This is a genomic window from Pseudomonas sp. F007, assembly GCF_057814275.1.
Genome location: NZ_JBVATA010000002.1, coordinates 347996 through 373405, shown reverse-complemented (window position 1 = coordinate 373405; position 25410 = coordinate 347996). Strand labels below are relative to the sequence as shown.

Sequence of the window (25410 nt, the reverse complement as noted above, 5' to 3'; positions counted from 1 at the left end):
CGGAAATGGTTAGATCAAGGTTTTGCCATGCCGCACGAAGGTCGGTTTTACCACCCGAACCGGGTACCACTTGCCACGGATTTCCACTTCTGCGCGGTCGGCGGTTGCCATTGGCAATCGCGCCAGGGCGATCGATTTGCTAAGCGTAGGAGAGAAACTACCACTGGTGATCTCTCCTTCGCCAACATCAGCGATGCGCACCACTTGGTGCGCACGTAAAACCCCGCGCTCTTCGAGCACCAGGCCGACCAGTTTGTGCTGTACGCCTGCCGTACGCTCGGCCTCCAGCGCGGCCCGGCCGATGAACGGACGTGCGGCGGGATCCCAGGCAATGCTCCAGGCCATGTTCGAGGCCAGCGGCGAAACGTCCTGGTGAATGTCCTGGCCGTAGAGGTTCATGCCGGCCTCCAGGCGCAAGGTGTCGCGGGCGCCGAGGCCGATGGGCGAGATGCCGGCGCCGACCAGGTCGTTGAAGAATGCCGGGGCCTGGTCGGCCGGCATGGCAATTTCCAGGCCGTCCTCGCCGGTGTAGCCGGTTCGGGCAATGAACCAGTCGCCGTCGTACTGGCCTTCGAAAGGCTTGAGCTGCTGGATCAGGGTGCCACGAGACTGGCTGACCAGTTCGGCAATCTTCTGCCGGGCGTGCGGCCCCTGGATCGCCAGCATTGCCAGGTCGCGGCGCTCGTGCAGTTGTACCTGGAACTGGCCGATCTGCGCCTGCATCCAGGCCAGGTCCTGATCACGGGTGGCGGCGTTCACCACCAGGCGGTAACCGTCTTCCTGGCGATAGACGATCATGTCGTCGACGATGCCGCCACGCTCATTGAGCATGGCGCTGTACAGGGCACGGCCGTTGCTGTGCAGGCGCTCGACATCATTGGCCAGCAGATACTGGAGCCAGGCCTTGGCCTGTGGGCCGCTGACATCGATCACGGTCATATGGGAAACATCGAACACCCCGCAATCGCGGCGCACCTGATGGTGTTCCTCGACCTGCGAGCCGTAATGCAGTGGCATATCCCAACCGCCAAAATCGACCATCTTCGCGCCGAGGGCGAGATGAAGGTCATACAGAGGCGTACGCTGTCCCATGGGTTTCTCCTTCCGGGCGTGGCGAAGGTGCGAACAGGTGCCATCGGGGTGAAAGCCTCAGAATAGAAGGCTTTCAGCCAATTTCAGCTACCCGGTCTGAAGGACGATCCGCACCGAATGCCGCGCATTGTAGCCGCAAGGTGTAGGACTGGCACCTAACCGATGCGATGAGCCGAACGGCGGATCAAGCCGATGACCGGCAACAGCCCCACCAGAATCAGGGTCAGGGCTGGCAAGGAGGCGCGCGCCCACTCGCCTTCGCTGGTCATTTCGAAGATCCGCACCGCCAGCGTGTCCCAGCCGAACGGGCGCATCAGCAGGGTCGCGGGCATTTCCTTGAGCACATCGACGAATACCAACAGCGCCGCGCTCAGGGTCCCCGGCAGCAGCAGCGGCAGATACACTTTGAAAAACAGTCGCGGGCCGCTCACGCCCAGGCTGCGGGCGGCTTCGGGCAACGATGGACGAATCCGTGCCAGGCTGTTTTCCAGCGGCCCATAGGCCACCGCAATGAACCGCACCAGATAGGCCAGCAACAAGGCCGCCACGCTGCCCAGCAGCAACGGCTTGCCGGCCCCGCCCAGCCAGCTCGACAAGGGCACCACCAGCTCGCGGTCCAGGTAACTGAACGCCAGCATGATCGATACCGCCAGCACCGAACCGGGCAACGCATAGCCGATGTTCGCCACGCTGATCCCGGAACGGACGGCCCGGGTCGGCGCCAGGCGGCGGGCGAACGCCAGGACCATGGCCACGCTGACGGTGATCAGCGCCGCCATCGCACCCAGGTACAAGGTGTGCAGGATCAGCGCCGAGTAACGGTCATCAAGGTCGAAGCGGCCGCGCTGCCAGAACCACGCCAGCAACTGCAGCAACGGGATCACGAACGCGCAGGCGAACACCAGGCCACACCAGGTGCTCGCCGCCAGCGCCTTGAGCCCACGCAGGTGATACAGCGCCTTGCCACGCGGCCGCTCATTGCTCGCGCGACTGGCACCCCGGGCGCGCCGCTCGCCGTACAGCAGCACCATCACCACCAGCAGCAACAGGCTGGCCAATTGGGCAGCGCTGGACAGGCTGAAGAAGCCGTACCAGGTCTTGTAGATCGCGGTGGTAAAGGTGTCGAAGTTGAACACCGACACCGCACCGAAATCCGCCAGGGTCTCCATCAGTGCCAGGGCCACACCGGCGCCGATCGCCGGGCGCGCCATGGGCAGGGCGACGCGCCAGAACGCCTGCCATGGCGATTGCCCGAGCACCCGCGCCGCTTCCATCAGCCCCTTACCCTGAGCCAGAAATGCAGTTCGCGCCAACAGGTAGACGTAGGGGTAGAACACCAGCACCAGCACCAGGATCACCCCGCCTGTGGAGCGCACCCGTGGCAGGCGCAGGCCGCTGCCGAACCATTCGCGCAGCAGGCTTTGCACCGGGCCGGAGAAGTCCAGCAGGCCGACGAACACGAATGCCAGGACATAGGCCGGAATCGCAAAGGGCAGCATCAGCGCCCAATCGAGCCAGCGGCGCCCGGGAAACTCGCAGAGGCTGGTGAGCCAGGCCAGGCTCACCCCCAGCAGTGTTACCCCGACGCCAACCCCGAGGATCAGCGTCAGGGTATTGCCCAGCAGGCGCGGCATCTGGGTGTCCCACAGGTGCGACCAGATTTGCCCATCGACGGATTGCCACGACAGCAACAGCACGCTCAGCGGCAGCAGGACCAGGGCGGCGACGGCGAAAACCAGCGGATACCAGCGACGTTGGGCGGGATGGGCCACAGGGCGAGATCTCAAGCAGAGGAAACAGGCAGCACAGGGATGGCGGAGGCAGGCCCCCAAACAAAACGCCCCGCTAGTGCGGGGCGCAGTATACCGGCTGACTCAGTTCCAGCCAGCACGGTCCATCAAGCGAATGGCCTCGGCCTGGCGCTTACCCGCCACTTCAACCGGCAACGCGTCCGGAACGAACTGACCCCAGGCGGCCACTTCTGCCGAGGGTTTCACGCTCGGGTTGGCCGGAAATTCCTGGTTGACGTCGGCAAAGATCTTTTGCGCCTCAGGCGTGGTCATCCACTCCACCAGCGCCTTGGCGGCCGCTGGATGCGGGGCGTATTTGGTCAGGCCGATGCCCGACAGGTTGACGTGCACGCCACGGTCGGCCTGGTTCGGCCAGAACAGTTTGACCGGCAGGTCCGGGTTCTGCTGGTGCAGGCGGCCGTAGTAGTAGGTGTTGACGATACCCACGTCGCACTGCCCGGCGGCAATCGCCTGCATCACTGCGTTGTCATCGGAGAACACGTCGGTGGCGAGGTTATTTACCCAGCCCTTGATGATCGCTTCGGTCTTGGCTTCGCCATGGGTTTCGATCAGCGTGGCGGTCAGCGACTGGTTGTAGACCTTCTTCGCGGTACGCAGGCACAGGCGGCCTTCCCACTGTTTGTCGGCCAGGGCTTCGTAGGTGGTCAACTCGCTCGGCTTGACCCGTTCGGTGGAGTACACCAGGGTCCGGGCGCGCAGGCTCAGGCCGGTCCAGGCATGGGACTTGGCGCGGTATTGCGGGGGAATATTGGCGTCGATGGTTTTCGAGGTGAACGGCTGCAGGATGCCCATCTGCTCGGCCTGCCAGAGGTTACCGGCGTCAACGGTCAGCAGCAGGTCGGCGGTGGCGTTCTCACCTTCAGCCTTGATGCGCTGCATCAGCGGCGCTTCCTTGTCGGTGATGAACTTCACTTTGACACCGGTTTTCTCGGTGTAGGCATCGAAGACCGGCTTGATCAACTCGTCGATGCGCGAGGAGTAGACCACCACCTCGTCGGCAGCCTGTGCCGTGGTGCCAATCAGGGTCAGGGCAAGGGCGGTCAGTAGACGCTTCGGTGCCAACATGGGAGCGGTCTCTCGATTGCGAAAAAGAGCCGAAATGATAAGGACTCACATTTACCAGCTCAACCGATCCCTCCGCCGCACAAGTTACCAGATGTTGCGCGGCGCCCTCAGGCCTTGGCCAACTCCGGCAGATCGCCGCTCAAACCCAGGGCCTGACGCACAAACAGCGCCTTGGCCTCGGGCATCTGATCGACCATTTTCAAACCGGTATTACGCAGCCAGCGCACCGGCAAGGGGTCGGCCTGGAACAGCCGCTCGAAGCCTTCCATCGCCGCCATCAACGCCAGGTTGTGGGGCATGCGCCGCCGCTCGTAGCGACTGAGCACCTTCACATCCGCCAGGCGCTCGCCACGGCTGGCGGCTTGCAACAACACTTCGGCGAGCACCGCGGCGTCGAGGAAACCGAGGTTGACGCCCTGCCCGGCCAGCGGGTGAATGGTGTGCGCGGCGTCGCCGATCAGCGCCAGTCCCTCTGCCACGTAACGCTTGGCATGCCGCTGACGCAGCGGCACGCAGAGCCGTGGATCGGCGCTGAGCACGCGACCCAGGCGCCCTTCGAAGGCCCGCTCCAGTTCCGCGCAGAACGCTGCCTCGTCCAGCGCCATCAGGCGTTGCGCCTGCTCAGGCGTGGTCGACCAGACAATCGAACACCAGTCGTGCTGGCCGTCGCGCTCGAGCGGCAGGAAGGCCAACGGACCGTCATCGGTGAAACGCTGCCAGGCCGTCATCTGGTGTGGTTGGGAACTGCGCACGCTGGTAACGATTGCATGGTGCAGATAATCCCATTCCCGGGTGGCCACCCCAGTCAGCCGGCGCACGGCCGAGTTGGCGCCATCCGCGGCAATCACCAGTGGAGCGCGCAGGGTGCGGCCGTCAGCCAGGGTCAGCAGCCAATCGTCACCGGAGCGGCGCATCTGCTCCAGCCGCGCATTGGCCAGCAGGCCCAGGTCGCAATCGTGCAGGCGCTCGAGCAGTGCGTCCTGGACCACCCGGTTCTCGACGATGTGTCCCAGCGTCTCGGCATGCACGCTGGCCGCCGAGAAGTGGATCTGCCCGGTGCCGCTGCCGTCCCACACCTGCATGTCGGAGTACGGACTGCTGCGCCGCTTGAGCACGCCGTCCCAGACACCCAGGCGTTCGAGAATGCGCTGGCTGGCGACGGACAACGCACTGACCCGCGGTTCGAAGGCCGATTGCGCATCGAAGGGTTTGACGCTCATGGGGCTGCCGTCGAGCAGCAACACTTCCAGGCCACTGTCCTGTAGCGCCAGTGCCAGGGCACTGCCGACCATTCCAGCCCCGACAATCAGCAGATCTGCGCGCATGTCCATGCTTTAAGCCTGTCTCGCTTGCGGCTTGAGCCGCACGTAAAGGGTTTTCTCGACCCGGGCAACCAGAGTGCCAGCGCCGTCGTGAATATCGATCCGCAACTGCGGCAGGTACTTCTCGCCATTGGCGGTTTGCTCGCGCACCTCGTCGAGCAAACCCTGATCAATGCGAAAGCGGGCGAACACCGGGCCCTTGCCGGGGGAGATGAAGTCGATATCGGCCGACTTGTCCCAGACGATGTAGTCGCGCCCAAGGTTTTCCATGAGCATCAGCATGAAAAACGGGTCGATCATCGAGTACAGGCTGCCGCCGAACTGGGTGCCCACGTAATTGCGGTTGTACCAGCCCAGCCCCATGCTCACCTGGACATCGCGAAAGTCGTCGCTGATCTGCCGCACGCGCACGCCGGCGCCGATATAGGGCGGGTAAAAGCACATCAGGATGCGCATCAACCGTGCCTTGCCGACTTTGCGGGTCAACCACTCAAACATCCGGACGCGTCCCCAGCCCCATGGCCTGCCGGGCGAACCAGCGTTTGGCCGGTGGCAACAGGTCGAGGCCCAACAGGCCGATATTGCGCCCCAGGGAAACCAGCGGCTGGGTGCTGCCGAACAGCCGCGTGACCTGATCGGAGAAGCCAACGGTGAGGTTCTGGTCCAGGCGCTGGCGCTCGCGATAAGCCTGCAGGGTGGCGAACTCCCCCGGCTTGCCATCGCTGGCGAGCAAGGCTTCGGCCAGGGCCTGGGCGTCGCGCAAGGACAGGTTGAAGCCCTGCCCGGCAATCGGATGCAAGCTGTGGGCGGCGTTGCCCAAGACCGCCAGATGCGGGCGTACCTGCTCCTCGGCTTCGATCAGCGACAGCGGATACAAATGCCGCGCCCCGACCTGCTTGAGCGTGCCCAGGCGATATCCGAACACGCCCTGCAACTCACTGAGGAAACTGCGCTCATCCAGCGCCGCCAGGCGTTGCGCGTCCATGCCCAGGCGGGTCCAGACCAGCGCGCAGCGATTTTCCGGCAGCGGCAACAGGGCCATCGGCCCGTCGTCGGTGAAGCGCTCGAAGGCCATGCCGTTGTGCGCTTCGCTCGGGGTGATGTTGGCGATCAAGGCGCTCTGGTGATACGGACGCGTCTTGACGCCGATGCCCAGTTGCTCGCGCAACCCGGAACGGCCGCCGTCGGCCAACACCGCCAGGTCGCACTCAAGGCTGGTTTCATCATTGAGGGTCAGTCGATAGCCGTCTTCCAGCGGTTCCATGCGCGTGACCTCGGCCGGGCAACGCCAACTGATCACGTCCTTGTCCAGGCCCTGCCACAGGCATTGGCCCAGCCAGGCGTTTTCCACCACGTAGCCGAGGGCCGGAACGCCCTCTTCCATCGCCGACAGACGGGCGGTGGAAAAACGTCCACGGTCCGACACATGAATCTGCTTGATCGGCTCGGCACGCCGCGAAATCGCCTGCCACAGGCCCAGGCGCTGGTAAATCTGCTGCGCGCCGTAGGACAACGCCGAGGACCGCGCGTCGTAACTCGGCTGGTAGCTGTCACCGGGCGCGAAAGGTTCGATCAGCACGATCTTCCAGCCACGCGCCTTGGCGCCCGCCTGCAAGGCCAGCGCCAGACTGGCGCCAACCAGCCCGCCACCGATGATTGCCAGATTGACCCGGCTCATGCGACCTGGGCCCGGGCAGCGGCCATCAGCGCCTCGATCTCGGCAACCGTCTTCGGCACCCCATGGGTCAGGATTTCACAGCCTTGCTTGGTCACCACCACGTCATCCTCGATGCGCACGCCAATGCCGCGCCATTTCTTCGCTACGTTCTGATTGTCCGGGGCAATGTAGATGCCCGGCTCCACAGTCAGGGCCATGCCGACCTCCAGCACCCGCCACTCACCGCCGACCTTGTACTCGCCGACATCGTGCACATCCATGCCCAGCCAATGCCCGGCGCGGTGCATGTAGAACGCTTTATAAGCTTCGCTGGCGATCAGTTCGTCGACCTCACCCTGCAACAACCCCAGCTCGACCAGACCGGCGGTGATCACCTGCACCGTGGCTTCGTGCGCCTGGTTCCAGTGCCTGTTCGGCGCGATCTGGGCAAACGCGGCTTCCTGCGCAGCCAGTACCAGCTCGTAGATCGCCTTCTGCTCCGCCGAAAACCTGCCGTTGACCGGCCAGGTGCGGGTGATATCGCTGGCGTAGCAGTCGATCTCGCAACCGGCGTCGATCAGCACCAGGTCGCCATCCCTGAGCAACGCGTCATTCTGCTGGTAGTGCAGGATGCAGCTGTTGCGTCCGGCAGCGACGATCGAGCCATAGGCCGGCATTTTTGCTCCGCCCTTGCGGAACTCGTAGTCCAGTTCGGCTTCGAGGCTGAACTCGTGCAAGCCGGCTCGGCTGGCCTGCATCGCGCGAATATGGGCCTGGGCGGAAATCCGCGCGGCTTCGCGCATCACCTTGACCTCTGCCGCCGATTTATACAGGCGCATGTCATGCAGCAGATGATCCAGGGCAACGAATTCCTTCGGTGGCTGGGCACCGAGGTGCGCCTTGGAGCGAATCACGTTGATCCACTCCATCAGGTGCCGGTCGAATTCCGCGTTGCTGCCCATTGCCGAGTACACCCGGTCACGGCCTTCGATCAGGCCGGGGAGAATGTCGTCGATATCGGTAATCGGGAAAGCATCGTCAGCGCCGAAGTCGCGAATCGCGCCTTCCTGGCCGGCGCGCAGGCCGTCCCAGAGCTCGCGCTCGGCATTGCGCTCGCGACAGAACAGGATGTACTCGCCGTGCTCGCGCCCCGGGATCAGGACGATGACCGCCTGGGGCTCGGGGAAACCGCTGAGGTACTGGAAGTCGCTGTCCTGGCGGTAGACGTGCTCGACGTCGCGATTGCGGATGGCCACCGCAGCGGCCGGCAGGATTGCAATGCTGTTGGGTTCCATCTGCGCCATCAACGCCTTGCGGCGGCGGCTGTATTCCGATTTCGGGATATGAATCATGGGCAGATGGGGGTCCCTTTCCAGCAGTTGATTAATGCAGCGATGGCTTGGCAGCAGCCGGTTCGTCGGCTTTTTTGGTCTCGGTAAACAGCAGCAATGGGGCGACCCGCAGGTACTCCATGACTTCCATATAGTCGTTTTCGCCGTCGTCGGACTCTTCAAGAGCGTCCTGGACCTGGGAAATGGCCGAAAGATCCTGCAAAACCTCGGTGGCTTCGGTGCTCAGCATGCTGCTGTCGCGGCAGTTCAGGCCAAAACCGCTGAGGAAACCCTGGCACCACTCGCCCAGCGCAACCGCACGCTCGGCCAGCGGAGCGTCATCGGTTGGCAGCAGCAGGACCACGGTCATGTCGTCGCCGGTCAGCTCGCCCTTGACCATCTCCTGCAGGCCGATCAAGGCGTTGCGGACATTGTCCTGCGGCTCGCTTTCGAGCAGTTCGGCGGCATCGATCAGCCATCCTTCGGCGTCAAAGCCGGCGCCGGCACAGCTGCGGCCGAGCAACAGGCCGTGCAGTTCGGCAGGCGAGACAGGATGGCCGCTGGTTTGCAGCAGGGTGGCGAAGGCTTGGTACGGAGAATTCTGAATGGGCATGGGCAGCTAGGCGCCAAGCGGCGCTATGTCTAGAATGAAGGCCTTGTATCCTACATCGACTCCCCTGTAGGAGCGAGCCTGCTCGCGATGTTAACGCTGAGCATCTGACACCACGCGGTGCGAGATCGCGCCTGAAGTCCGCCCCCCATCAGACAGTGAAGACAATGGAAGACGACGACCTGCAAGCGCTGATGGCCAGACTCGAGTTGCTAATTACCCGAGTCGAGCAACTAAAGAGCCAAAACGGACTCTTACTAGCTCAGGAAAAAACCTGGCGCGAGGAACGCGCGCACCTCATTGAAAAAAATGAAATCGCCCGGCGTAAGGTCGAATCGATGATTTCGCGCCTCAAGGCCCTGGAGCAAGACTCATGAGTTCAAGCAATAGCGTCACCGTGCAGATCCTCGACAAAGAGTATTCGATCATCTGCCCCCAGGAAGAACGCAGCAATCTGGTGAGCGCCGCCCGCTACCTGGACGGCAAGATGCGCGAAATCCGCAGCAGCGGCAAAGTCATCGGCGCCGACCGCATTGCCGTGATGGCCGCCTTGAACATCACCCATGACCTGCTGCACAGCCAGGAACGACCGGACGTGCAGGCCAGTGGCTCGACCCGCGAACAGGTGCGTGACCTGCTCGATCGCGTCGACCTGGTGCTTGCGTCCGATCAGGATGTAGGCAAAAGCTGATTCCTTGGGGTGGTTGCGGTATACTCGCGCCACTCCCTGGGGTGCTTGCCAGTTGACGATGTCCCTGAGCCGATTCGCACTACCCTGGAGGTTGCACGTTGGGCTGGTGTGCATGTCCGCTAGACGGAAAGCCTTAAAGCCTACTGCATCTTCCACCTTGAACTTTCGGGTTCAAGGGCTAAGTCAGCAGCGGTTCATCCGGGGAGCCTGATTCAAGCCGATGCCAGTTCCTGCTGGCATCGGCTTTTTACGATCACGCCCTTCTGGCGCAATCGACACCCGAACGGCCCAAGACGATGACCGAACCTGCGCCGCTTTCCCGCCCGCAACTTCGACGCCAGTTGCGCAAGGCCCGCCGCGCACTGACCGGCAGCCAGCAACAGCAAGCCGCCCGCGGGCTGTATCGACAACTGGCTCAACATCCGTTGTTTCGCCGCGCCAGACACATCTCCCTGTACCTGCCCACCGACGGTGAAATCGATCCGCGCCTGTTGCTGCGCGCCGCCCAGCGTCGGGGCAAGGCCACTTATCTGCCGGTGCTCAGCGCCTGGCCCCGGACGAAGATGGTCTTCCAGCGCATTCGTCCCGGCGAAAAACTGCTGCCCAATCGCTTCCGCATTCTCGAGCCACAGGTCAACCCGGCACGCCAGCGCAAGGTCTGGGCGCTGGACCTGGTGCTGCTACCGCTGGTCGGTTTTGACGAGGAAGGTGGGCGCCTGGGCATGGGCGGTGGTTTCTATGACCGCAGCCTGGCCTATCTGGAGCGCCGCAAAAGCTGGCGCAAGCCGACGCTGATGGGCCTGGCCCACGAATGTCAGAAAGTCGGGAAGCTGGCGCAAGCCAGTTGGGATGTGCCGCTGCAGGGCACGGTGACCGATCGCCAGTGGTACGTTGCCGACCCGGCGATCCTTGACACTTGAACCTTAGCGCTTGAAGGGCTGGATCTGTTGCGCGAGCTCGATCGGCGCATCGGTCTTGTTGGCCCACAGGCTCTGTGCGTAACCGGTCGTCACCACACCCAGACCAAACACGATCACCAGTACCCAGAGTAAATCCGGCTTGCGTTGCATCGATTGCCCCCCTCAAGGCGTGTCACACACGATGTCAGCAGCCGTGTCCATTCCAGGCCGTGCTTGCCGCGTCTTGCTTAAAAGTCCGGCATTTTGCGGTAACGTGAGGCGACACGCAAACGCTGGCGTCAACCGACCGTCGGTTTGTCATATATTTACCCTTATCCTTCGCGCCCCCTGCTTTTGGAGCATAAAAGATGGCCTATTGGCTGATGAAATCCGAGCCCGACGAGCTCTCGATCAAAGGCCTGGAAAAGCTCGGCGAAGCCCGTTGGGACGGGGTTCGCAACTATCAGGCGCGCAATTTCCTGCGAGCCATGGCGGTGGGTGACGAGTTTTTCTTCTATCACTCGAGTTGCCCCGAGCCTGGCATTGCCGGCATCGGACGAATTGTCGAAGCGGCCTATCCGGACCCGACAGCGCTGGAACCCGAGAGCCATTACTTCGATCCCAAGGCCAACGCCGACAAGAATCCCTGGAGTGCGATCAACGTCGCGCACGTGGAAACCTTTCCAAAGGTACTAAGGCTCGACTACCTGAAGCAGCAAAGTGCCCTGGAACAGATGCCCCTGGTGCAAAAAGGCAGCCGGCTTTCGGTGATGCCGGTCACTGACGAGCAATGGGCTGCCGTGCTCGCACTGCGCTGAGGAGCAGAACCCGACAGTCACCGCCTCGACAGGTGCATCGCCCTGTGCAATCGGGTTAGGCTGGCGTTTCATTTGACCGGCATCAAGTGGCCAGCCCCCTGATGCCGTCAGACTAGGACGCTACGATTGCAGGATGCACTCATGTCGACGAACCATCGCTCACCCCGTCTTTTTGCCCTCGCCCTGCTGACCCTGCTGGTCGGAGCGGGTGGCTTCGGCTACTGGAAATCCCTCAACGACCGCCTGCCGGAAGGCCTCAGCGTCGGCAACGGGCGCCTCGAAGCCACTGAAGTGCAGATCGCCAGCAAGGTTCCCGGGCGCCTGGCCGAGGTGCACGTCGATGAAGGCGACAAGGTGCTCAAGGGCCAACTGCTCGCCCGTATGGACACCCGCACCCTGGAAGCGCAGCGCAATCAGGCCGAGGCCGAAGTGCTCCGTGCCCGGCAGAACTACGCCGCAGCCCAGGCCAATGTGCAGCTGCGCCAAAGCGAAGTACTGCTGGCCAACCAGGAAATCAAGCGCTCCCAGGAGTTGTTCAAGCGCGGTTTCGCCAGCCAGCAGATCCTCGACCAGCAACAGGCCCGGCTGGACACCGGAAACGCCGCGGTGCAAGCGGCGAACGCCCAGGTCGCGGCGGTTTCGGCGGCCATCCGTGCCGCCCAGGCGCAAGTCGCCCAGTTGAACAGCGAGATCGATGACAGCAGCCTGCGGGCGCCGATCGACGGAGTGATCCAGCTGCGCCTGGCCGAACCCGGCGAAGTGCTCGGCGCCGGTGGCCGGGTGTTGCTGCTGATCGACCCCAACGACCAGTACATGAACCTTTACCTGCCCGCCTCCGTCACCGGTCGCCTGACCGTCGGCAGTGACGCGCGGGTGTTGCTCGACGCCCTGCCCGAGCGGCCATTGCCAGCGAAAATCAGCTTCGTCGCCGCCAAGTCGCAATTCACCCCCAAGGAGGTGGAAACCCGCGACGAACGGCAAAAGCTGGTGTTCCGGGTCAAACTCAAGCTGACTGAACCGAGCGCCGTGCCCGAGGCCAAGCCGGGAATGCCGGGCGCCGGCTACGTGCGCACAGCGACTGTGGACTGGCCGGCCAACCTGCAATGAGCGCCCTGGCGCTGCAAGCCGAAGGCCTGTGTCACGCCTACGGTTCCCGGCAAGCGTTGATCGACATCGCCTTCAGCCTGCCCAGCGGCACCCGCTGCGCCTTGATCGGCCCGGATGGCGCGGGCAAATCCAGCCTGCTGGGACTGATTGCCGGGGTGAAAAAGCTGCAACAGGGGCAATTGCAAGTGCTCGGTGGCTCCATCGACCAACGACGTCACCGCAACAGCCTGTACCCGCGCATCGCCTTCATGCCCCAGGGCCTGGGCGGGAATCTGTACCCGGACCTGTCGATCAGCGAGAACATCCGCTTTTTCGCCACCTTGTTCGGCCTGTCGAAAGACGACTGCGAGCAGCGCATGCACAGCCTGCTGCTGGCCACCGACCTGGCGCGCTTTGCCGAACGGCCGGCGGGCAAGCTGTCCGGCGGCATGAAACAGAAGCTCGGCCTGTGCTGCGCGCTGATCCACGAACCGGACCTGCTGATCCTCGACGAGCCGACCACCGGCGTCGACCCGCTGTCGCGCCGGCACTTCTGGGAACTGGTGGAAGACGTGCGTCGGCAACGCCCGCAACTGACCCTGCTGGTGGCCACGGCCTATATGGAAGAAGCCGAGCAGTTCGAACACTGCCTGATGCTCGACAACGGCAAACTGATCGCCGCCGGCTTGAGCCAGGAGCTGGCGGCCGTCACCCCCAGCGGCAAGCTGGACGACGCCTTTACCCACTTCCAGGGTGACAGCGGCCACAACGCTACGGCGCTGGTGATTCCCCCGCGCAACAGCGACAACCGCGAAATCGCCATCGAAGCCCATGAACTGACCCTGCGTTTCGGCGACTTCACCGCCGTTAACAAGGTCAGCTTCGCCATCGGTCGCGGTGAGATTTTCGGTTTCCTCGGCTCCAATGGCTGCGGCAAGACCACCACCATGAAGGTCCTCACCGGCCTGATGCCCGCCAGCGAAGGCAGCGCGACCCTGCTCGGCCAGCCGGTGGATGCCAAGGACCTGGCCACCCGCAAGCGCGTCGGCTTCATGTCGCAAAGCTTCTCGCTGTACGGCGAACTCAGCGTGCGGCAGAACCTGGAGTTGCACGCGCGCCTGTTCGACCTGCCCAAGGCCGAGAGTGCGTCACGTATTGAAGAACTGATCCGGCGCTTCGACCTGGGCAGCATCGCCGAAGAGCAATCCGGCGCCCTGCCCCTGGGCCTGCGCCAGCGTCTGTCACTGGCGGTCGCGGTGCTGCATCGCCCGGAAGTGCTGATCCTCGACGAACCGACTTCCGGCGTCGACCCGGCGGCGCGGGATGATTTCTGGCGCCTGCTGATCGAGTTATCCCGCGAGCAAGGGGTGACGATCTTTCTTTCCACCCACTTCATGAACGAAGCCCAGCGCTGCGACCGCATCTCCTTGATGCACGCCGGCAAAGTCCTCGCCTGCGATACTCCGGCCGCGCTCCAGCAACAGTTTGCCGGCACGACGTTGGAAGACGCGTTCGTCCGTTGCCTGGAACAGGCGCAAAACGACAGTCCTGCACCGCCCGCACCCGAGCCTGTCAATCCAGCGCCAGGCCAGCCACTGCCTGAACACACTCGCCGATTCAGCCCGAGCCGGCTGCTGGCCGTCGCCAGCCGCGAAGGCAAGGAACTGCTGCGCGACAAGGTACGCCTGGCCTTCGCCCTCGCCGGTGCGTTGTTCATGATGGTGATCTTCGGCTACGGCATCTCCCTGGACGTGGAGAACCTCGCCTTTGCCGTCTACGACCAGGATCAGACGCCGCAAAGTCGCGCCTACCTCGAAGCGTTCCGTGGCTCGCGCTACTTTTCCGAACAGCCGCCGATTCACGACGCCCAGGCGCTGCATCAGCGCTTGCAACGCTCGGAGATCAAACTGGCCCTGGAAATTCCCCCCGGTTTCGGCCGCGACCTCTACGCCGGTCGCCAACCCGCCGTGGCCGCCTGGCTGGATGGCGGCATGCCGTTCCGCGCCGAGACCAGTCGCAACTACGTCGAAGCCGTGCACCAGGCCAACCTCGAACAGCTGGCCGCGCAAAGCAGCCCGGCGCTGAACACCAGGCCGGTGGCCAAACTGGAAACCCGCTTTCGCTATAACCAGGACGTGGTCAGCGTCAACGCTATCGGCCCCGGGGTGATGGCGCTGATCCTCGCCTTTATTCCAGCGATGCTCACGGCGCTGGGCATCGTGCGCGAGAAGGAGCTGGGCTCGATCACCAATTTCTATGCCACGCCCCTGACGCGCCTGGAATTCCTGCTGGGCAAGCAGGCGCCGTATCTGGCAGTGAGCCTGATCAACCTCGCACTGCTGGTGGCGATGAACCGCTGGCTGTTCGGCGTGCCATTCAAAGGCAGCAGCCTGACCCTGGCACTCGGCGGCCTGCTTTACGTGCTGGCGACCACCAGCATGGGCCTGCTGATTTCTGCGTTCACCCGCACTCAGATTGCGGCGATCCTCGGCACCATGATCATCACCAGCCTGCCCACCATTCAGTTTTCCGGGCTGATCGTGCCGCGCTCGTCGCTGGAGGGGGCTGCCGCGCTGATGGGCCAGCTGTTCCCGGCCGGACACTTCCTCGACATCGCCGTCGGCACCTTCACCAAGGCCCTGGACCTGCGTCAGCTATGGCCGCAGTGCCTGGCGCTGCTGGGGTTTTTCCTCGGGTTCACCGGGCTTAGCCTGGCCATGCTGAAAAAGCAGGAGGTCTGATGCATCAGCTTTCGCACATCCTGCGCCTGGGGCTCAAGGAACTCACCAGTCTGCGCCACGACAGTGTCCTGCTGCTGTTCTTGCTGTACGCCTTCAGCGTGGCGATCTACATGCCGGCGGCCGGCTCGGTGATCGGCGTCAACAACGCCAGCGTGGCCATCGTCGACGAAGACCACAGCCAGCTCTCGCGGCGACTCGCCGAAGCCCTGCAGCCGCCGCAGTTCCAGAACGCAGTGTTACTGCCCTATGACCAGTTGGACCAGGTCATGGACAGCGGTCAATACACCTTCGTGATCAACGTACCGGCGAACTTCCAGGCCGACCTGCTGGCCGGACGGACGCCGGCGCTGCAGGTCAACGTCGACGCCACGGCCATGAGCCAGGCGTTCATGGGCGCCGGTTACATCGGGCGGATTTTCCAGCGCGAATTGCTCACCTACGGCGGCCAGGCCGAAAGCGCCAGCAAGGCCCCGGCATCGCTGACCACTCGCGCACTGTTCAACAGCAATCTGGAGGGCGGCTGGTTTCTCGCGGTGATCCAGATCGTCAACAACATCACCATCCTCGCCATCGTCCTGACCGGCACGGCGCTGCTGCGCGAACGCGAGCACGGCACCCTCGACCACTTGCTGGTGCTGCCGCTGACGGCGCTGGAAATCATGCTGGCGAAAATCGGCAGCAACCTGCTGGTGGTGGTGCTGTGCACCTGGGTTTCACTGGAAGTGGTGGTCAAGGGCTTGTTGGGAGTTCCCCTGGCCGGCTCCCTCGGCTTGTTTCTGCTGGTGACCGCGCTCTACCTGTTCGCCAGCACCGCGCTGGGGATTTTCCTCGCAACCCTGGCACGCTCGACACCGCAATTCGGCTTGCTGGCAATCCCGGTGATCATCCCGATGCTCCTGCTTTCAGGCGGCAGCACGCCACTGGACAGCATGCCGCAATGGCTGCAGTGGGTGATGCAACTTTCGCCCTCTACCCACTTTGTCAGCCTCAGTGCAGCGATCCTGTTCCGCGACGCTGGGCTCGAGGTGGTCTGGCCCGAGCTGCTGGCCCTGACCGTCATCGGCCTGGCGTTCTTCGGCATTGCCCTGGCGCGTTTTCGCAGGAGCCTGGCGTCCTGAACGGTACTTACTGAACGATCAGGTTGTTGAACAACAGATCCTCGACCATTGGCTTGCCCGTTTCGTCGGTCATGACCTGCTGAGTCTGCTTCAGGGCTTCCTGGCGCAGTTTTTCCTTGGACTCGACGTTGTTCATGGTCTCGCTGGTTTGCTGATTGAACAGTGCCACCAGCTGGTTGCGGATCAATGGCTCGTTGGCCTTGACCGCCTTCGCCGCTTCATCGCCGGTCACCCGCAACGCCACGTCGGCCTTGTAGACCTTGAGCTTGGGCGTGCCGTCCAGGCCGTAATTGCCCACGAACGGCGGGCTCAGGCTGATGTAGCTGACTTTCGGCGCCGCACCCTCTTTGGCTTCTTCGCCCAGCGCTGCCACAGGCAGAGACAGGGCCAGCATCAACATGATCCACGCTTTCACAATTCGCTCCTTTTCCGATTGGCGGCCCAGCATAGCGATCCACTCACGCCAGCCCAAGCGCAAAGCTTATGGCCGGTTATCAGGGTGGGGCATGCTCGTTGACCCGTTGACTCACACACCTACACTTATCGGCCATCACTCCCAAAGGAATAGCCCTGATGAAAGCCGTGCTGTGCAAAGCCTTCGGCCCTGCCGAATCGCTGGTGCTGGAAGACGTCGCCAGTCCTGTCGCGAAGAAGAACGAAATCCTGCTGGAGGTGCATGCCGCCGGGGTCAATTTTCCGGACACGCTGATCATCGAGGGCAAATACCAGTTCAAGCCACCCTTCCCGTTTTCACCGGGCGGTGAAGCGGCCGGCGTGGTCAGCGCGGTGGGGGAAAAGATCAGCCACCTCAAGGTCGGCGACCGGGTCATGGCACTGACCGGCTGGGGTAGCTTTGCCGAGCAGGTCGCGGTGCCGGGCTACAACGTGCTGCCGATCCCGCCGTCGATGGATTTCAACACCGCTGCAGCCTTCAGCATGACCTACGGCACCTCGATGCACGCGCTGAAACAACGCGGCAACTTGCAGCCGGGGGAAACCCTGCTGGTACTGGGCGCCTCCGGTGGTGTCGGCCTGGCTGCCGTGGAAATCGGCAAAGCCATGGGCGCCCGGGTAATTGCCGCCGCCAGCAGCAGCGACAAACTCGCGGTGGCCAAGGCCGCCGGAGCCGACGAGCTGATCAACTACAGCGAAACCAGCCTCAAGGACGAAATCAAGCGTCTGACCGACGGCCAGGGCGCCGATGTGATCTACGACCCGGTCGGCGGCGACCTGTTCGACCAGGCCGTTCGCGCCATCGCCTGGAACGGCCGCCTGCTGGTGGTGGGCTTTGCCAGCGGACGCATTCCGGAATTGCCGGTCAACCTCGCGCTGCTCAAGGGCGCCGCTGTGGTTGGAGTGTTCTGGGGCTCGTTCGCCCAGCGCCAGCCCCAGGACAACGCCGCCAACTTCCAGCAGTTGTTCGCCTGGTTCGGCGAGGGCAAGCTGAAGCCACTGGTGTCGCAGGTCTATCCGCTGGCAAATGCCGCCCAGGCAATCAACGACCTGGGTCAGCGCAAGGCGGTGGGCAAGGTGGTGGTGCAGGTCCGTTAGAGGATCTTGCGAATTTCCTCCGGCAGGAAGCGCTTGAACCGTGAGGCCGGGTAGTTCAGGCACTGCCGGGCAATGTACGGCACCTGCCGGTTCAACCTGGCGATCAGGGCCAGGCGCTCTTCGGTCGACCATTGGTGATGGAACATCCCGTTCGTCAGATACGCCCGGGTGTAGCGAAACGCCGTCAGGTCGATCCAGCTATGTTCGGCGAAGTGGGAAAAGCTGCGATTGATCTCGCGGCATTTCACCTCCTTGAGCCACTGATGGGCATCCAGTGGGTCATCCAGCCGAAACTGCATGGGGGCAATGATTTCCAGTTCCGGCGGTCGCTCGGCAGCCACCGACCAGGGCTTGAACCGCCACTGCAGTGCCGCCTCCTTCGCCGCGTCCGCGAGTCCGGGGTGGTCACTCTGCACAATACGGACCTTGCTCACCGTGCCATCGGCTTGCACGGTCATCCCGACCCGAACATCGCCAACCACCCCGGCCCGGTGCAACGCCTTGGGGTAAACCGGCTTGGGACTGTATTGCGCGATCAGGAATATTTCCCCGGCCAGCCCCTCTCCCACAACGCACATCAATAGAAACAAACCAAGCCAACGCATACCCGCCCTCCGCAGTCCCGTGCCGGGTTTGGCACTGATGCAAAAGGTTACGGACAGCGTTGTATAAGCCCTATCCCCGCATTTCCGAGAGCCTTGCAGGAAGCGTCGCTAAATGTTGCATTTCAATTCCTACAGCGGCGACCGATTGATGAGCTGCTGCCCGCGTCAGTGCCGCGACGCATCCGCGTGATCCCGAGAGGAACCACAGCGCTTGAGTCGCGCCTCCAGATTGCGGTCCGGCATGGCGTGGCTACGCAGGGCACTGACCGTTTGCTCGACGTAATCGCGCGTCGTGCCATAACGCCCGCAAGCGCTTTCAAAGACCTGGCTCAGCACATGATCCGGCAAGTTGCCGGCATAGCTGGGCAGGTGCCGCTCCAGGACAAAGCCCAACGCCTGCACCTTGCTGCCGTCTTCGAGCCGGCAGTTGAGCCAGTGCGGGCGATAGGAGGGCACTGGCATTTCGCGCTGCCACAGGGCGTACAGCGACGCTTCGAGTTGTTCCTCGGGCAAGCGATAGGCAAACCCGCTGCATGAACCGCCACGATCCAGGCCAAACACCAGCCCCGGCAACTCCGGCGTGCCGCGATGCTCGTGGGACCACAGGTACAAACCACGGTGGTAGCCATGCACGCGCCCACGCACCCGCTCGACGGCCGAACATTCCGGGCGCCAGATCAATGAGCCGTAGGCGAACAACCAGACCGGCCCGCCTTTGTGCTGGGCCATGGTGGATTGCATCGAATCGAGCAACTGCTCGCGCGTCAATTGCGCACCCAGTTCAAGCCGCGGAGGATAAGCCAGATTCAAGAATTCAGATTCAATGGCTGTCATGATAGAAACTAACGCCCCCACAGTTGTTGCGAGATGTAAGTAACTTTAGCTCAATTGAACGTAAAGCTCTAACTACCGCTCGCAACTTACTAAGAACTCAGAACTTTCCCGGATAAATATTCAATAAGTCAGCGACATATAGCGTAACGTCATTTGCAACGTCACTTAAATATCTTTATGTACTAACCATAAGCTATTCGCACTACGGCAACCGCCAGCACGTTCAGCTTGGCAACAGGAGCAGTCCCGTATAAATGCCGGTCACAACGCCAGCCTTATCGCGTTGAAGGAACCAACGATGAAAAAAACCTGGATCTGCCTGCTTCTGGCGATCACCTACACCGCCCACGCCTGGGCGCAGGATGACGAGCAAGGGGCGTGGTATCTGCAAACCAGTGTCTACACCCGACACTTCTCCCCCGACCCCGAGCACAACAATCACCAGCAATTGCTCGGCCTGGAGTACCACGACACTTCCGGCTGGCTGCTGGGCGGGGCGACCTTTCTCAACTCGTTCGATCAGCGCGCCTACTATGCCTATGGCGGCAAACGCTACGACAGTGCGGACTATCCGCTCTATGTGAAGCTCACCGGAGGACTGCTGGAGGGTTATCACGGCAAGTACCAGAACAAGATCCCGCTCAACCGCTACGGGGTTGCGCCGGTCGTCATTCCATCCCTGGGCACTTACTACGGACCGGTTTCAGCCGAGCTGGTATTGCTCGGCTTCAACGCAGCGATGATTACCACCGGGGTGCGGTTTTAGGCGGGATCAAGATCGCGGATCAAGATCGAGGCGCGTAGGCAAATACGTCGGCGCGCATCTGGTGGGCGTCCATGCCGGCTTCGACCAGGGCGTCCAGCGTGCCGTAGACCATCGCCGGCGAGCCGCTGGCATACACATGCAGCGGCTTGAGATCGGGGAAGTCCTGGCAGACCGCTTCGTGCAACATGCCGCAGCGCCCTTCCCAGCCGCACAGATCACTGACCACCTGATGCAGGAACAGATTGGGCAATTTCTGCCATTCGTCCCAGTGCTCCATCTGGTAGAAATCTTCCGGCCGACGCACGCCCCAATACAGGTGCACCGGGTGCTTGAAGCCCTTGGCCCGACAGTGTTCGAGCAGGCTGTGGATCTGGCCCATGCCGGTGCCGGCTGCGATCAGCACCAGCGGGCCGTCTGGCAGTTCGGCGAGGTGGGTATCGCCGAAGGGCATTTCGATGCGCGCCATGCCGTTGCGCTGCAATTGCTCGATCAGGCTCCGGGCGCTGGTCTCGCGAGCCAGCACGTGGATTTCCAGGTCACGCCCGGAATGCGGAGCGGAGGCCAGGGAGAAGGCGGATTTTTCGCCATTCTCGCGTTCGATCATCAGGTACTGCCCGGCGTGATAGCGCGGCGGCTTGCCTGCCGGCGCCCGCAGGCGGACCCGCCAGGTGTCGCCGCCAACGTCCAGACATTCGATGACCTGACACGACAGACTGCGCACCGGCAGTTCTCCCAGCGCAAGAACGCCATCCCACAACACAATGCAGTCTTCCAGCGGCGCTGCTATGCAAGTGTAGAACTCGCCGTGGTCGCGCACCTCACCGGTCTGCTCGACCCGGCCTTCGACCAGCAGTGCCGCACACACGTGGCAATTGCCGTTGCGGCAGCTTTGCGGGCAGTCGTAGCCCAGGCGTCGCGCGCCATCGAGAATTCGCTCGCCGGGCTGTATCTCAAGCACTGCTCCGGACGGCTGCAAGGTTACACGCATCAATCTATTCCTAACTGATTCCAGATGGCATCGATCCGGCGCGTCACCGCCTCATCCTTGACGATCACCCGGCCCCACTCGCGGGTGGTTTCACCGGGCCACTTGTGCGTGGCATCGAGCCCCATCTTCGAACCCAGGCCGGAAATCGGCGAGGCGAAGTCGAGGTAGTCGATCGGCGTGTTATCGATCATCACCGTGTCGCGCTTGGGGTCCATGCGCGTGGTGATGGCCCAGATCACGTCGTTCCAGTCGCGGGCGTTGATATCGTCGTCGGTGACGATAACGAACTTGGTGTACATGAACTGTCGCAAAAACGACCAGACACCCAGCATTACCCGCTTGGCGTGGCCCGGGTACTGCTTCTTCATGGTTACCACCGCCATGCGATACGAGCAGCCCTCGGGCGGCAAGTAGAAGTCGGTGATTTCCGGGAACTGCTTCTGCAGGATCGGCACGAACACTTCATTCAAGGCCACGCCGAGAATCGCCGGCTCATCCGGTGGACGGCCGGTGTAGGTGCTGTGGTAAATCGGCTTGATGCGATGGGTGATGCGCTCGACGGTGAACACCGGGAAGCTGTCGACTTCGTTGTAATAGCCGGTGTGATCGCCATACGGACCTTCATCGGCCATCTCGCCCGGATGAATCACCCCTTCGAGGATGATTTCGGCGGTGGCCGGAACCTGCAGATCGTTGCCGCGGCACTTCACCAGTTCGGTGCGGTTACCGCGCAACAGGCCGGCGAAGGCGTATTCGGACAGGCTATCCGGCACCGGCGTCACCGCGCCAAGAATGGTCGCAGGGTCGGCGCCCAGCGCCACCGACACCGGGAACGGTTGCCCCGGATGCTTCTCGCACCACTCACGATAATCGAGCGCGCCGCCACGGTGGCTCAACCAGCGCATGATCACTTTGTTGCGGGCAATCACTTGCTGGCGATAGATGCCCAGGTTCTGCCGGTCCTTGTTCGGACCCTTGGTCACGGTCAGACCCCAGGTGATCAGCGGCCCGACGTCGCCGGGCCAGCAGGTCTGCACTGGCAGCATGGCCAGATCGACGTCATCGCCTTCGATGACCACTTCCTGGCAGATCGCGTCCTTGACCACCTTGGGCGCCATGGAAATGATCTTGCGGAAGATCGGTAGCTTCGACCACGCATCCTTCAGGCCCTTCGGCGGCTCGGGCTCCTTGAGGAACGCCAGCAACTTGCCGATTTCGCGCAGCTCGCTGACCGCTTCGGCGCCCATGCCCAGGGCCACGCGCTCGGGCGTGCCGAACAGGTTGCCGAGCACCGGGATGTCGTAGCCAGTGGGATTTTCGAACAGCAGTGCCGGGCCCTTGGCGCGCAGCGTGCGATCGCAGACCTCGGTCATTTCCAGCACAGGGGACACTGGAACCTGGATGCGCTTGAGTTCACCGCGCTGTTCCAGGCCGCTGATAAAGTCGCGCAAATCGCGATACTGCATGCGTAAGCCTCACTTGGCCGTGGCGTTCGGGGCAGGCAGTTTAGCGCCGAACCTTGCGCTTCAGAACCACGAACTGCCGGTTGAGCAAAATTCAGATAGCAAAAAGCCGGGTTTCCCCGGCTTTTTCGACCTGTTCGACTTACTTGCGTTTCATCGACAGGAAGAACTCATCGTTGGTCTTGGTCGTTTTCAGCTTGTCGACCAGGAACTCGATGGCAGCGACTTCGTCCATCGGGTGCAGCAACTTGCGCAGGATCCACATGCGCTGCAACTCGTCGTCGGCGGTCAGCAACTCTTCGCGGCGAGTGCCGGAACGGTTGATGTTGATGGCCGGGAACACGCGTTTTTCAGCGATACGGCGATCCAGTGGCAGCTCCATGTTGCCGGTGCCCTTGAATTCCTCGTAGATCACTTCGTCCATCTTCGAACCGGTTTCAACCAGTGCGGTGGCGATGATGGTCAGCGAGCCGCCTTCCTCGATGTTCCGCGCGGCGCCGAAGAAACGCTTTGGTTTCTCCAGGGCGTGGGCATCGACACCACCGGTCAGTACCTTGCCGGAGCTCGGGATCACGGTGTTGTAGGCACGAGCCAGACGGGTGATGGAGTCGAGCAGGATCACCACGTCCTTCTTGTGTTCGACCAGGCGCTTGGCCTTCTCGATCACCATTTCGGCAACCTGCACGTGGCGGGTTGGCGGCTCGTCGAACGTCGAGGCAACCACTTCGCCACGCACGGTGCGCTGCATTTCGGTCACTTCTTCCGGACGCTCGTCGATCAGCAGCACGATCAGATGAACTTCAGGGTTGTTACGCGCAATGTTCGCCGCGATGTTCTGCAGCATGATCGTCTTGCCGGCTTTCGGCGGCGCCACGATCAGACCACGCTGGCCTTTGCCGATCGGTGCGCACAGGTCGATCACACGACCGGTCAAGTCTTCGGTGGAACCGTTGCCGGCTTCCATCTTCATGCGCACGGTCGGGAACAGCGGGGTCAGGTTCTCGAAGAGAATCTTGTTCTTCGCGTTCTCCGGACGATCGAAGTTGATCGTGTCGACCTTGAGCAGCGCGAAGTAACGCTCGCCTTCTTTCGGCGGGCGGATCTTGCCAACGATGGTGTCACCGGTACGCAAGTTGAAGCGACGGATCTGGCTCGGCGAGACGTAGATATCGTCTGGGCCGGCGAGATAGGAAGCGTCTGCAGAGCGCAGGAAGCCGAAGCCGTCCTGGAGGATCTCCAGCACGCCATCACCGGAGATTTCCTCGCCGCTTTTCGCGTGCTTTTTCAGCAGGGAGAAAATCACGTCCTGCTTGCGCGAACGGGCCATATTTTCTATGCCCATCTGTTCGGCCAATTCGAGCAGTTCGGTAATCGGCTTTTGCTTGAGTTCAGTCAGATTCATATAGGAATGACGTAATCATTTATAGAGGGGGGAAATTAAGCTTTTGGCTTAATGAGGCCGCGCCGCGGAGAAGGCGACAGGATCGCGTACTTGTTCGAAAAGGAGAGCGTCGGCGACGGCTTGCAGGGGGCACTGGAGAAACCAGTGCGGGGCCGAATGTACCACCTCGATTTCGGAGCGTCTAGCCCTGAACAACGAAAAAGCCCCGCAAAATGCGGGGCTTTTGGGGTGACACTTGCAACGACGCTTAGATGTTGGCGTCGAGGAAGGCAGCCAGTTGCGACTTCGACAGCGCACCGACCTTGGTCGCTTCAACGTTGCCGTTCTTGAACAGCATCAGCGTAGGAATACCACGCACGCCATGCTTGGCAGGGGTTTCCTGGTTTTCGTCGATGTTCAGCTTGGCAACGGTCAGCTTGCCCTTGTAGGTCTCAGCGATTTCGTCCAGGACCGGAGCGATCATCTTGCATGGACCGCACCACTCAGCCCAGTAGTCGACCAGTACAGCACCTTCGGCCTTGAGTACGTCAGCTTCGAAGCTAGCGTCGCTAACGTGTTTGATAAGATCGCTGCTCATGGAAGTCTCCAGGTTGTAAGCAAAAAAACGTGGCCCATCATAGCCGCCCTTCCCCCGTTCAGGAAGCCGCAGTTGATTGAGTCTCGCTATGGTGATGCATGAGTTTGGGTATAGCTCAGGTCAGGGGGTCAGGGGAGCGATGAACGCAATTCCAGTACGCAGGGCGGCATTGCGTACATGTTCCTGCATGGCCTTTTGCGCAGCACCCGAGGCCCGGCGAGTCAGGGCGCGAAGGATCTTGCGGTGTTCCTGCCAGGTCTCCATGGCCCGTTCGGCCCGGATGAACGGTAGCTTCTGGCTCTCCAGGTAGATGTCGGCCCTGGCCGTCAGGATACTCAGCATCGCCTGGTTGCCGCTGGCCAGCAGGATGCGTCGGTGGAACTCGAAGTCCAGCCGCGCCGCTGCTTCGAAGTCGCCAGACTTCAATTGGTGACGCATGGCGGCGACATTGTCTTCCAGTGCGTCGAGCTCATCGGTGCTCAAGGTCACCGCCGCCAACCCCGCCGCAAAGCTCTCCAACGCATAGCGCAACTGGAAGATATCCAGCGGCGAAGCTTGCGCCGCGAACGGCCAGCCCGGCGCGGCCTCGCCTTGCGGCAACTCCACCGGTGCCTGCACAAACACGCCTTTGCCCGGCTGGACGCTGATGACACCCAGCGCACTCAGGGAAGACAAGGCTTCACGTAACGAAGCCCGGCTGACCCCCAACTGCACCGCCAGGTCGCGTTGCGAAGGCAGTGCATCCCCAGGGCCAAAGCCCTGCTCGGCAATCAGTTTGCGGATGGCTTGCAGCGCCACCTCCGGTACGGCGCGGGAGATCGAATTCATGGTTTTCCAGACGAACCAGGCCAAGGTGCGGTCAGTTGTAAAGCTATTCGCGACGCCCGGCAAGTCGTGCCCCATGGGGGTTCGGTACTTTTCACGGCTGCGCCATCGGGGTGCGAAATGCAACCTGACTGTTCAGACCAGTAAGACCGTACGAC

General features: G+C 62.4%; 26 protein-coding genes and 1 other RNA gene. 10 read left to right on the top strand and 17 right to left on the bottom strand.

Features of this window, described 5'->3' with window-relative positions; translation table 11 throughout:
- Positions 1-9 precede the first annotated feature (9 nt).
- The 8 genes from gcvT to ACZYR5_RS05880 form a co-directional block, all read right to left on the bottom strand.
- A complete protein-coding gene (gene gcvT, locus ACZYR5_RS05915) occupies positions 10-1092 on the bottom strand; it encodes a glycine cleavage system aminomethyltransferase GcvT (protein ID WP_489088763.1) in 1083 nt (360 codons plus the stop codon).
- Between the two features lie 155 nt (positions 1093-1247).
- Positions 1248-2864: an ABC transporter permease gene (locus ACZYR5_RS05910; protein WP_489088764.1), complete on the bottom strand. Its 1617-nt coding sequence runs from the start codon at positions 2862-2864 to the stop codon at positions 1248-1250.
- A 102-nt stretch (positions 2865-2966) separates the two neighbouring features.
- On the bottom strand, positions 2967-3968 hold the full coding sequence (locus ACZYR5_RS05905; protein WP_489088765.1) for an extracellular solute-binding protein: 1002 nt from the start codon (positions 3966-3968) through the stop codon (positions 2967-2969).
- A 107-nt stretch (positions 3969-4075) separates the two neighbouring features.
- Positions 4076-5293, bottom strand: coding sequence for a 2-octaprenyl-3-methyl-6-methoxy-1,4-benzoquinol hydroxylase (locus ACZYR5_RS05900; protein ID WP_489089051.1), 1218 nt, complete (start codon positions 5291-5293; stop codon positions 4076-4078).
- 9 nt (positions 5294-5302) lie between these two features.
- Complete coding sequence (locus ACZYR5_RS05895; protein ID WP_489088766.1) at positions 5303-5788, bottom strand: DUF4442 domain-containing protein; 486 nt, start codon at positions 5786-5788, stop codon at positions 5303-5305.
- Positions 5781-6968 (bottom strand): 2-octaprenyl-6-methoxyphenyl hydroxylase, encoded by a 1188-nt coding sequence (gene ubiH / locus ACZYR5_RS05890; protein WP_489088767.1) that lies wholly within the window; start codon positions 6966-6968, stop codon positions 5781-5783. Before ubiH ends, ACZYR5_RS05895 begins: the two co-directional genes overlap by 8 nt.
- Entirely contained in the window at positions 6965-8299 is a 1335-nt protein-coding gene (gene pepP, locus ACZYR5_RS05885) for a Xaa-Pro aminopeptidase (protein ID WP_489088768.1), read from the bottom strand. The genes ubiH and pepP overlap by 4 nt, the downstream gene beginning before the upstream one ends.
- Positions 8300-8330: 31 nt before the next feature.
- Positions 8331-8891, bottom strand: coding sequence for a YecA/YgfB family protein (locus ACZYR5_RS05880; RefSeq protein ID WP_489088769.1), 561 nt, complete (start codon positions 8889-8891; stop codon positions 8331-8333).
- Between the two features lie 164 nt (positions 8892-9055).
- Here ACZYR5_RS05880 and ACZYR5_RS05875 point away from each other — a divergent pair, with 164 nt between their 5' ends.
- From ACZYR5_RS05875 to ACZYR5_RS05860, 4 genes are all read left to right on the top strand, one after another.
- Positions 9056-9265 carry a TIGR02449 family protein gene (locus ACZYR5_RS05875; protein WP_027616898.1) on the top strand — a complete coding sequence of 70 codons (210 nt, stop codon included), beginning with the start codon at positions 9056-9058 and terminating at the stop codon, positions 9263-9265.
- On the top strand, positions 9262-9579 hold the full coding sequence (locus ACZYR5_RS05870) for a cell division protein ZapA (RefSeq protein WP_027616897.1): 318 nt from the start codon (positions 9262-9264) through the stop codon (positions 9577-9579). Before ACZYR5_RS05875 ends, ACZYR5_RS05870 begins: the two co-directional genes overlap by 4 nt.
- A gap of 30 nt (positions 9580-9609) precedes the next feature.
- Positions 9610-9788: non-coding RNA, 6S RNA (ssrS, locus tag ACZYR5_RS05865), on the top strand.
- An 87-nt stretch (positions 9789-9875) separates the two neighbouring features.
- The gene (locus tag ACZYR5_RS05860) at positions 9876-10499 is read left to right on the top strand and encodes a 5-formyltetrahydrofolate cyclo-ligase (RefSeq protein ID WP_489088770.1); all 624 of its coding nucleotides are present in this window, start codon (positions 9876-9878) and stop codon (positions 10497-10499) included.
- A 3-nt stretch (positions 10500-10502) separates the two neighbouring features.
- Here ACZYR5_RS05860 and ACZYR5_RS05855 read toward each other — a convergent pair whose 3' ends face one another.
- Positions 10503-10649 (bottom strand): hypothetical protein, encoded by a 147-nt coding sequence (locus tag ACZYR5_RS05855; RefSeq protein WP_489088771.1) that lies wholly within the window; start codon positions 10647-10649, stop codon positions 10503-10505.
- Between the two features lie 197 nt (positions 10650-10846).
- Here ACZYR5_RS05855 and ACZYR5_RS05850 point away from each other — a divergent pair, with 197 nt between their 5' ends.
- From ACZYR5_RS05850 to ACZYR5_RS05835, 4 genes are all read left to right on the top strand, one after another.
- Complete coding sequence (locus ACZYR5_RS05850; RefSeq protein ID WP_489088772.1) at positions 10847-11296, top strand: EVE domain-containing protein; 450 nt, start codon at positions 10847-10849, stop codon at positions 11294-11296.
- Between the two features lie 141 nt (positions 11297-11437).
- On the top strand, positions 11438-12403 hold the full coding sequence (locus ACZYR5_RS05845; protein WP_489088773.1) for an HlyD family secretion protein: 966 nt from the start codon (positions 11438-11440) through the stop codon (positions 12401-12403).
- Positions 12400-15123 carry a ribosome-associated ATPase/putative transporter RbbA gene (gene rbbA / locus ACZYR5_RS05840; RefSeq protein WP_489088774.1) on the top strand — a complete coding sequence of 908 codons (2724 nt, stop codon included), beginning with the start codon at positions 12400-12402 and terminating at the stop codon, positions 15121-15123. The genes ACZYR5_RS05845 and rbbA overlap by 4 nt, the downstream gene beginning before the upstream one ends.
- A complete protein-coding gene (locus ACZYR5_RS05835) occupies positions 15123-16241 on the top strand; it encodes an ABC transporter permease (RefSeq protein WP_489088775.1) in 1119 nt (372 codons plus the stop codon). Before rbbA ends, ACZYR5_RS05835 begins: the two co-directional genes overlap by 1 nt.
- 7 nt (positions 16242-16248) lie before the next feature.
- On the opposite strand, the gene ACZYR5_RS05830 is transcribed toward ACZYR5_RS05835, so the two are convergent.
- The gene (locus ACZYR5_RS05830; protein ID WP_489088776.1) at positions 16249-16656 is read right to left on the bottom strand and encodes a flagellar basal body-associated protein FliL; all 408 of its coding nucleotides are present in this window, start codon (positions 16654-16656) and stop codon (positions 16249-16251) included.
- 158 nt (positions 16657-16814) lie between these two features.
- Between ACZYR5_RS05830 and ACZYR5_RS05825 the strand changes: the two genes are divergently transcribed.
- Positions 16815-17792 (top strand): NADPH:quinone oxidoreductase family protein, encoded by a 978-nt coding sequence (locus tag ACZYR5_RS05825; RefSeq protein ID WP_489088777.1) that lies wholly within the window; start codon positions 16815-16817, stop codon positions 17790-17792.
- On the opposite strand, the gene ACZYR5_RS05820 is transcribed toward ACZYR5_RS05825, so the two are convergent.
- Positions 17789-18397, bottom strand: a complete 609-nt coding sequence (locus tag ACZYR5_RS05820) for an energy transducer TonB (RefSeq protein WP_489088778.1) — start codon at positions 18395-18397, stop codon at positions 17789-17791. The genes ACZYR5_RS05825 and ACZYR5_RS05820 overlap by 4 nt on opposite strands.
- Positions 18398-18562: 165 nt before the next feature.
- On the bottom strand, positions 18563-19231 hold the full coding sequence (locus ACZYR5_RS05815) for a gamma-glutamylcyclotransferase (RefSeq protein ID WP_489088779.1): 669 nt from the start codon (positions 19229-19231) through the stop codon (positions 18563-18565).
- 298 nt (positions 19232-19529) lie between these two features.
- Here ACZYR5_RS05815 and ACZYR5_RS05810 point away from each other — a divergent pair, with 298 nt between their 5' ends.
- The gene (locus ACZYR5_RS05810; RefSeq protein WP_489088780.1) at positions 19530-19997 is read left to right on the top strand and encodes a sn-glycerol-3-phosphate transporter; all 468 of its coding nucleotides are present in this window, start codon (positions 19530-19532) and stop codon (positions 19995-19997) included.
- 19 nt (positions 19998-20016) lie between these two features.
- On the opposite strand, the gene ACZYR5_RS05805 is transcribed toward ACZYR5_RS05810, so the two are convergent.
- The 5 genes from ACZYR5_RS05805 to ACZYR5_RS05785 form a co-directional block, all read right to left on the bottom strand.
- Positions 20017-20985: a CDP-6-deoxy-delta-3,4-glucoseen reductase gene (locus ACZYR5_RS05805; RefSeq protein WP_489088781.1), complete on the bottom strand. Its 969-nt coding sequence runs from the start codon at positions 20983-20985 to the stop codon at positions 20017-20019.
- Positions 20985-22451: a 4-hydroxy-3-polyprenylbenzoate decarboxylase gene (gene ubiD / locus ACZYR5_RS05800; RefSeq protein WP_489088782.1), complete on the bottom strand. Its 1467-nt coding sequence runs from the start codon at positions 22449-22451 to the stop codon at positions 20985-20987. The genes ACZYR5_RS05805 and ubiD overlap by 1 nt, the downstream gene beginning before the upstream one ends.
- 139 nt (positions 22452-22590) lie before the next feature.
- Positions 22591-23850: a transcription termination factor Rho gene (gene rho / locus ACZYR5_RS05795; RefSeq protein WP_003206716.1), complete on the bottom strand. Its 1260-nt coding sequence runs from the start codon at positions 23848-23850 to the stop codon at positions 22591-22593.
- 247 nt (positions 23851-24097) lie between these two features.
- Positions 24098-24427, bottom strand: a complete 330-nt coding sequence (gene trxA / locus ACZYR5_RS05790) for a thioredoxin TrxA (protein WP_003206727.1) — start codon at positions 24425-24427, stop codon at positions 24098-24100.
- A 120-nt stretch (positions 24428-24547) separates the two neighbouring features.
- Positions 24548-25255: a FadR/GntR family transcriptional regulator gene (locus ACZYR5_RS05785; protein ID WP_489088783.1), complete on the bottom strand. Its 708-nt coding sequence runs from the start codon at positions 25253-25255 to the stop codon at positions 24548-24550.
- Positions 25256-25410: the final 155 nt, after the last annotated feature.

Bases quoted from the DNA above. Each gene is read 5' to 3' on its own strand.
- ACZYR5_RS05860 (WP_489088770.1), top strand. From the start codon at position 9,876: ATGACCGAACCTGCGCCGCTTTCCCGCCCGCAACTTCGACGCCAGTTG.
- ACZYR5_RS05815 (WP_489088779.1), bottom strand. From the start codon at position 19,231: ATGACAGCCATTGAATCTGAATTCTTGAATCTGGCTTATCCTCCGCGG.
- ACZYR5_RS05875 (WP_027616898.1), top strand. From the start codon at position 9,056: ATGGAAGACGACGACCTGCAAGCGCTGATGGCCAGACTCGAGTTGCTA.
- ubiH (WP_489088767.1), bottom strand. From the start codon at position 6,968: ATGAGCCGGGTCAATCTGGCAATCATCGGTGGCGGGCTGGTTGGCGCC.
- ACZYR5_RS05870 (WP_027616897.1), top strand. From the start codon at position 9,262: ATGAGTTCAAGCAATAGCGTCACCGTGCAGATCCTCGACAAAGAGTAT.
- ubiD (WP_489088782.1), bottom strand. From the start codon at position 22,451: ATGCAGTATCGCGATTTGCGCGACTTTATCAGCGGCCTGGAACAGCGC.
- ACZYR5_RS05825 (WP_489088777.1), top strand. From the start codon at position 16,815: ATGAAAGCCGTGCTGTGCAAAGCCTTCGGCCCTGCCGAATCGCTGGTG.
- ACZYR5_RS05820 (WP_489088778.1), bottom strand. From the start codon at position 18,397: ATGCGTTGGCTTGGTTTGTTTCTATTGATGTGCGTTGTGGGAGAGGGG.
- ACZYR5_RS05845 (WP_489088773.1), top strand. From the start codon at position 11,438: ATGTCGACGAACCATCGCTCACCCCGTCTTTTTGCCCTCGCCCTGCTG.
- ACZYR5_RS05905 (WP_489088765.1), bottom strand. From the start codon at position 3,968: ATGTTGGCACCGAAGCGTCTACTGACCGCCCTTGCCCTGACCCTGATT.
- ACZYR5_RS05850 (WP_489088772.1), top strand. From the start codon at position 10,847: ATGGCCTATTGGCTGATGAAATCCGAGCCCGACGAGCTCTCGATCAAA.
- ACZYR5_RS05855 (WP_489088771.1), bottom strand. From the start codon at position 10,649: ATGCAACGCAAGCCGGATTTACTCTGGGTACTGGTGATCGTGTTTGGT.
- ACZYR5_RS05810 (WP_489088780.1), top strand. From the start codon at position 19,530: ATGAAAAAAACCTGGATCTGCCTGCTTCTGGCGATCACCTACACCGCC.
- ACZYR5_RS05880 (WP_489088769.1), bottom strand. From the start codon at position 8,891: ATGCCCATTCAGAATTCTCCGTACCAAGCCTTCGCCACCCTGCTGCAA.
- ACZYR5_RS05835 (WP_489088775.1), top strand. From the start codon at position 15,123: ATGCATCAGCTTTCGCACATCCTGCGCCTGGGGCTCAAGGAACTCACC.
- ACZYR5_RS05900 (WP_489089051.1), bottom strand. From the start codon at position 5,293: ATGCGCGCAGATCTGCTGATTGTCGGGGCTGGAATGGTCGGCAGTGCC.
- rbbA (WP_489088774.1), top strand. From the start codon at position 12,400: ATGAGCGCCCTGGCGCTGCAAGCCGAAGGCCTGTGTCACGCCTACGGT.
- trxA (WP_003206727.1), bottom strand. From the start codon at position 24,427: ATGAGCAGCGATCTTATCAAACACGTTAGCGACGCTAGCTTCGAAGCT.
- ACZYR5_RS05805 (WP_489088781.1), bottom strand. From the start codon at position 20,985: ATGCGTGTAACCTTGCAGCCGTCCGGAGCAGTGCTTGAGATACAGCCC.
- ACZYR5_RS05895 (WP_489088766.1), bottom strand. From the start codon at position 5,788: ATGTTTGAGTGGTTGACCCGCAAAGTCGGCAAGGCACGGTTGATGCGC.
- ACZYR5_RS05785 (WP_489088783.1), bottom strand. From the start codon at position 25,255: ATGAATTCGATCTCCCGCGCCGTACCGGAGGTGGCGCTGCAAGCCATC.
- pepP (WP_489088768.1), bottom strand. From the start codon at position 8,299: ATGATTCATATCCCGAAATCGGAATACAGCCGCCGCCGCAAGGCGTTG.
- rho (WP_003206716.1), bottom strand. From the start codon at position 23,850: ATGAATCTGACTGAACTCAAGCAAAAGCCGATTACCGAACTGCTCGAA.
- gcvT (WP_489088763.1), bottom strand. From the start codon at position 1,092: ATGGGACAGCGTACGCCTCTGTATGACCTTCATCTCGCCCTCGGCGCG.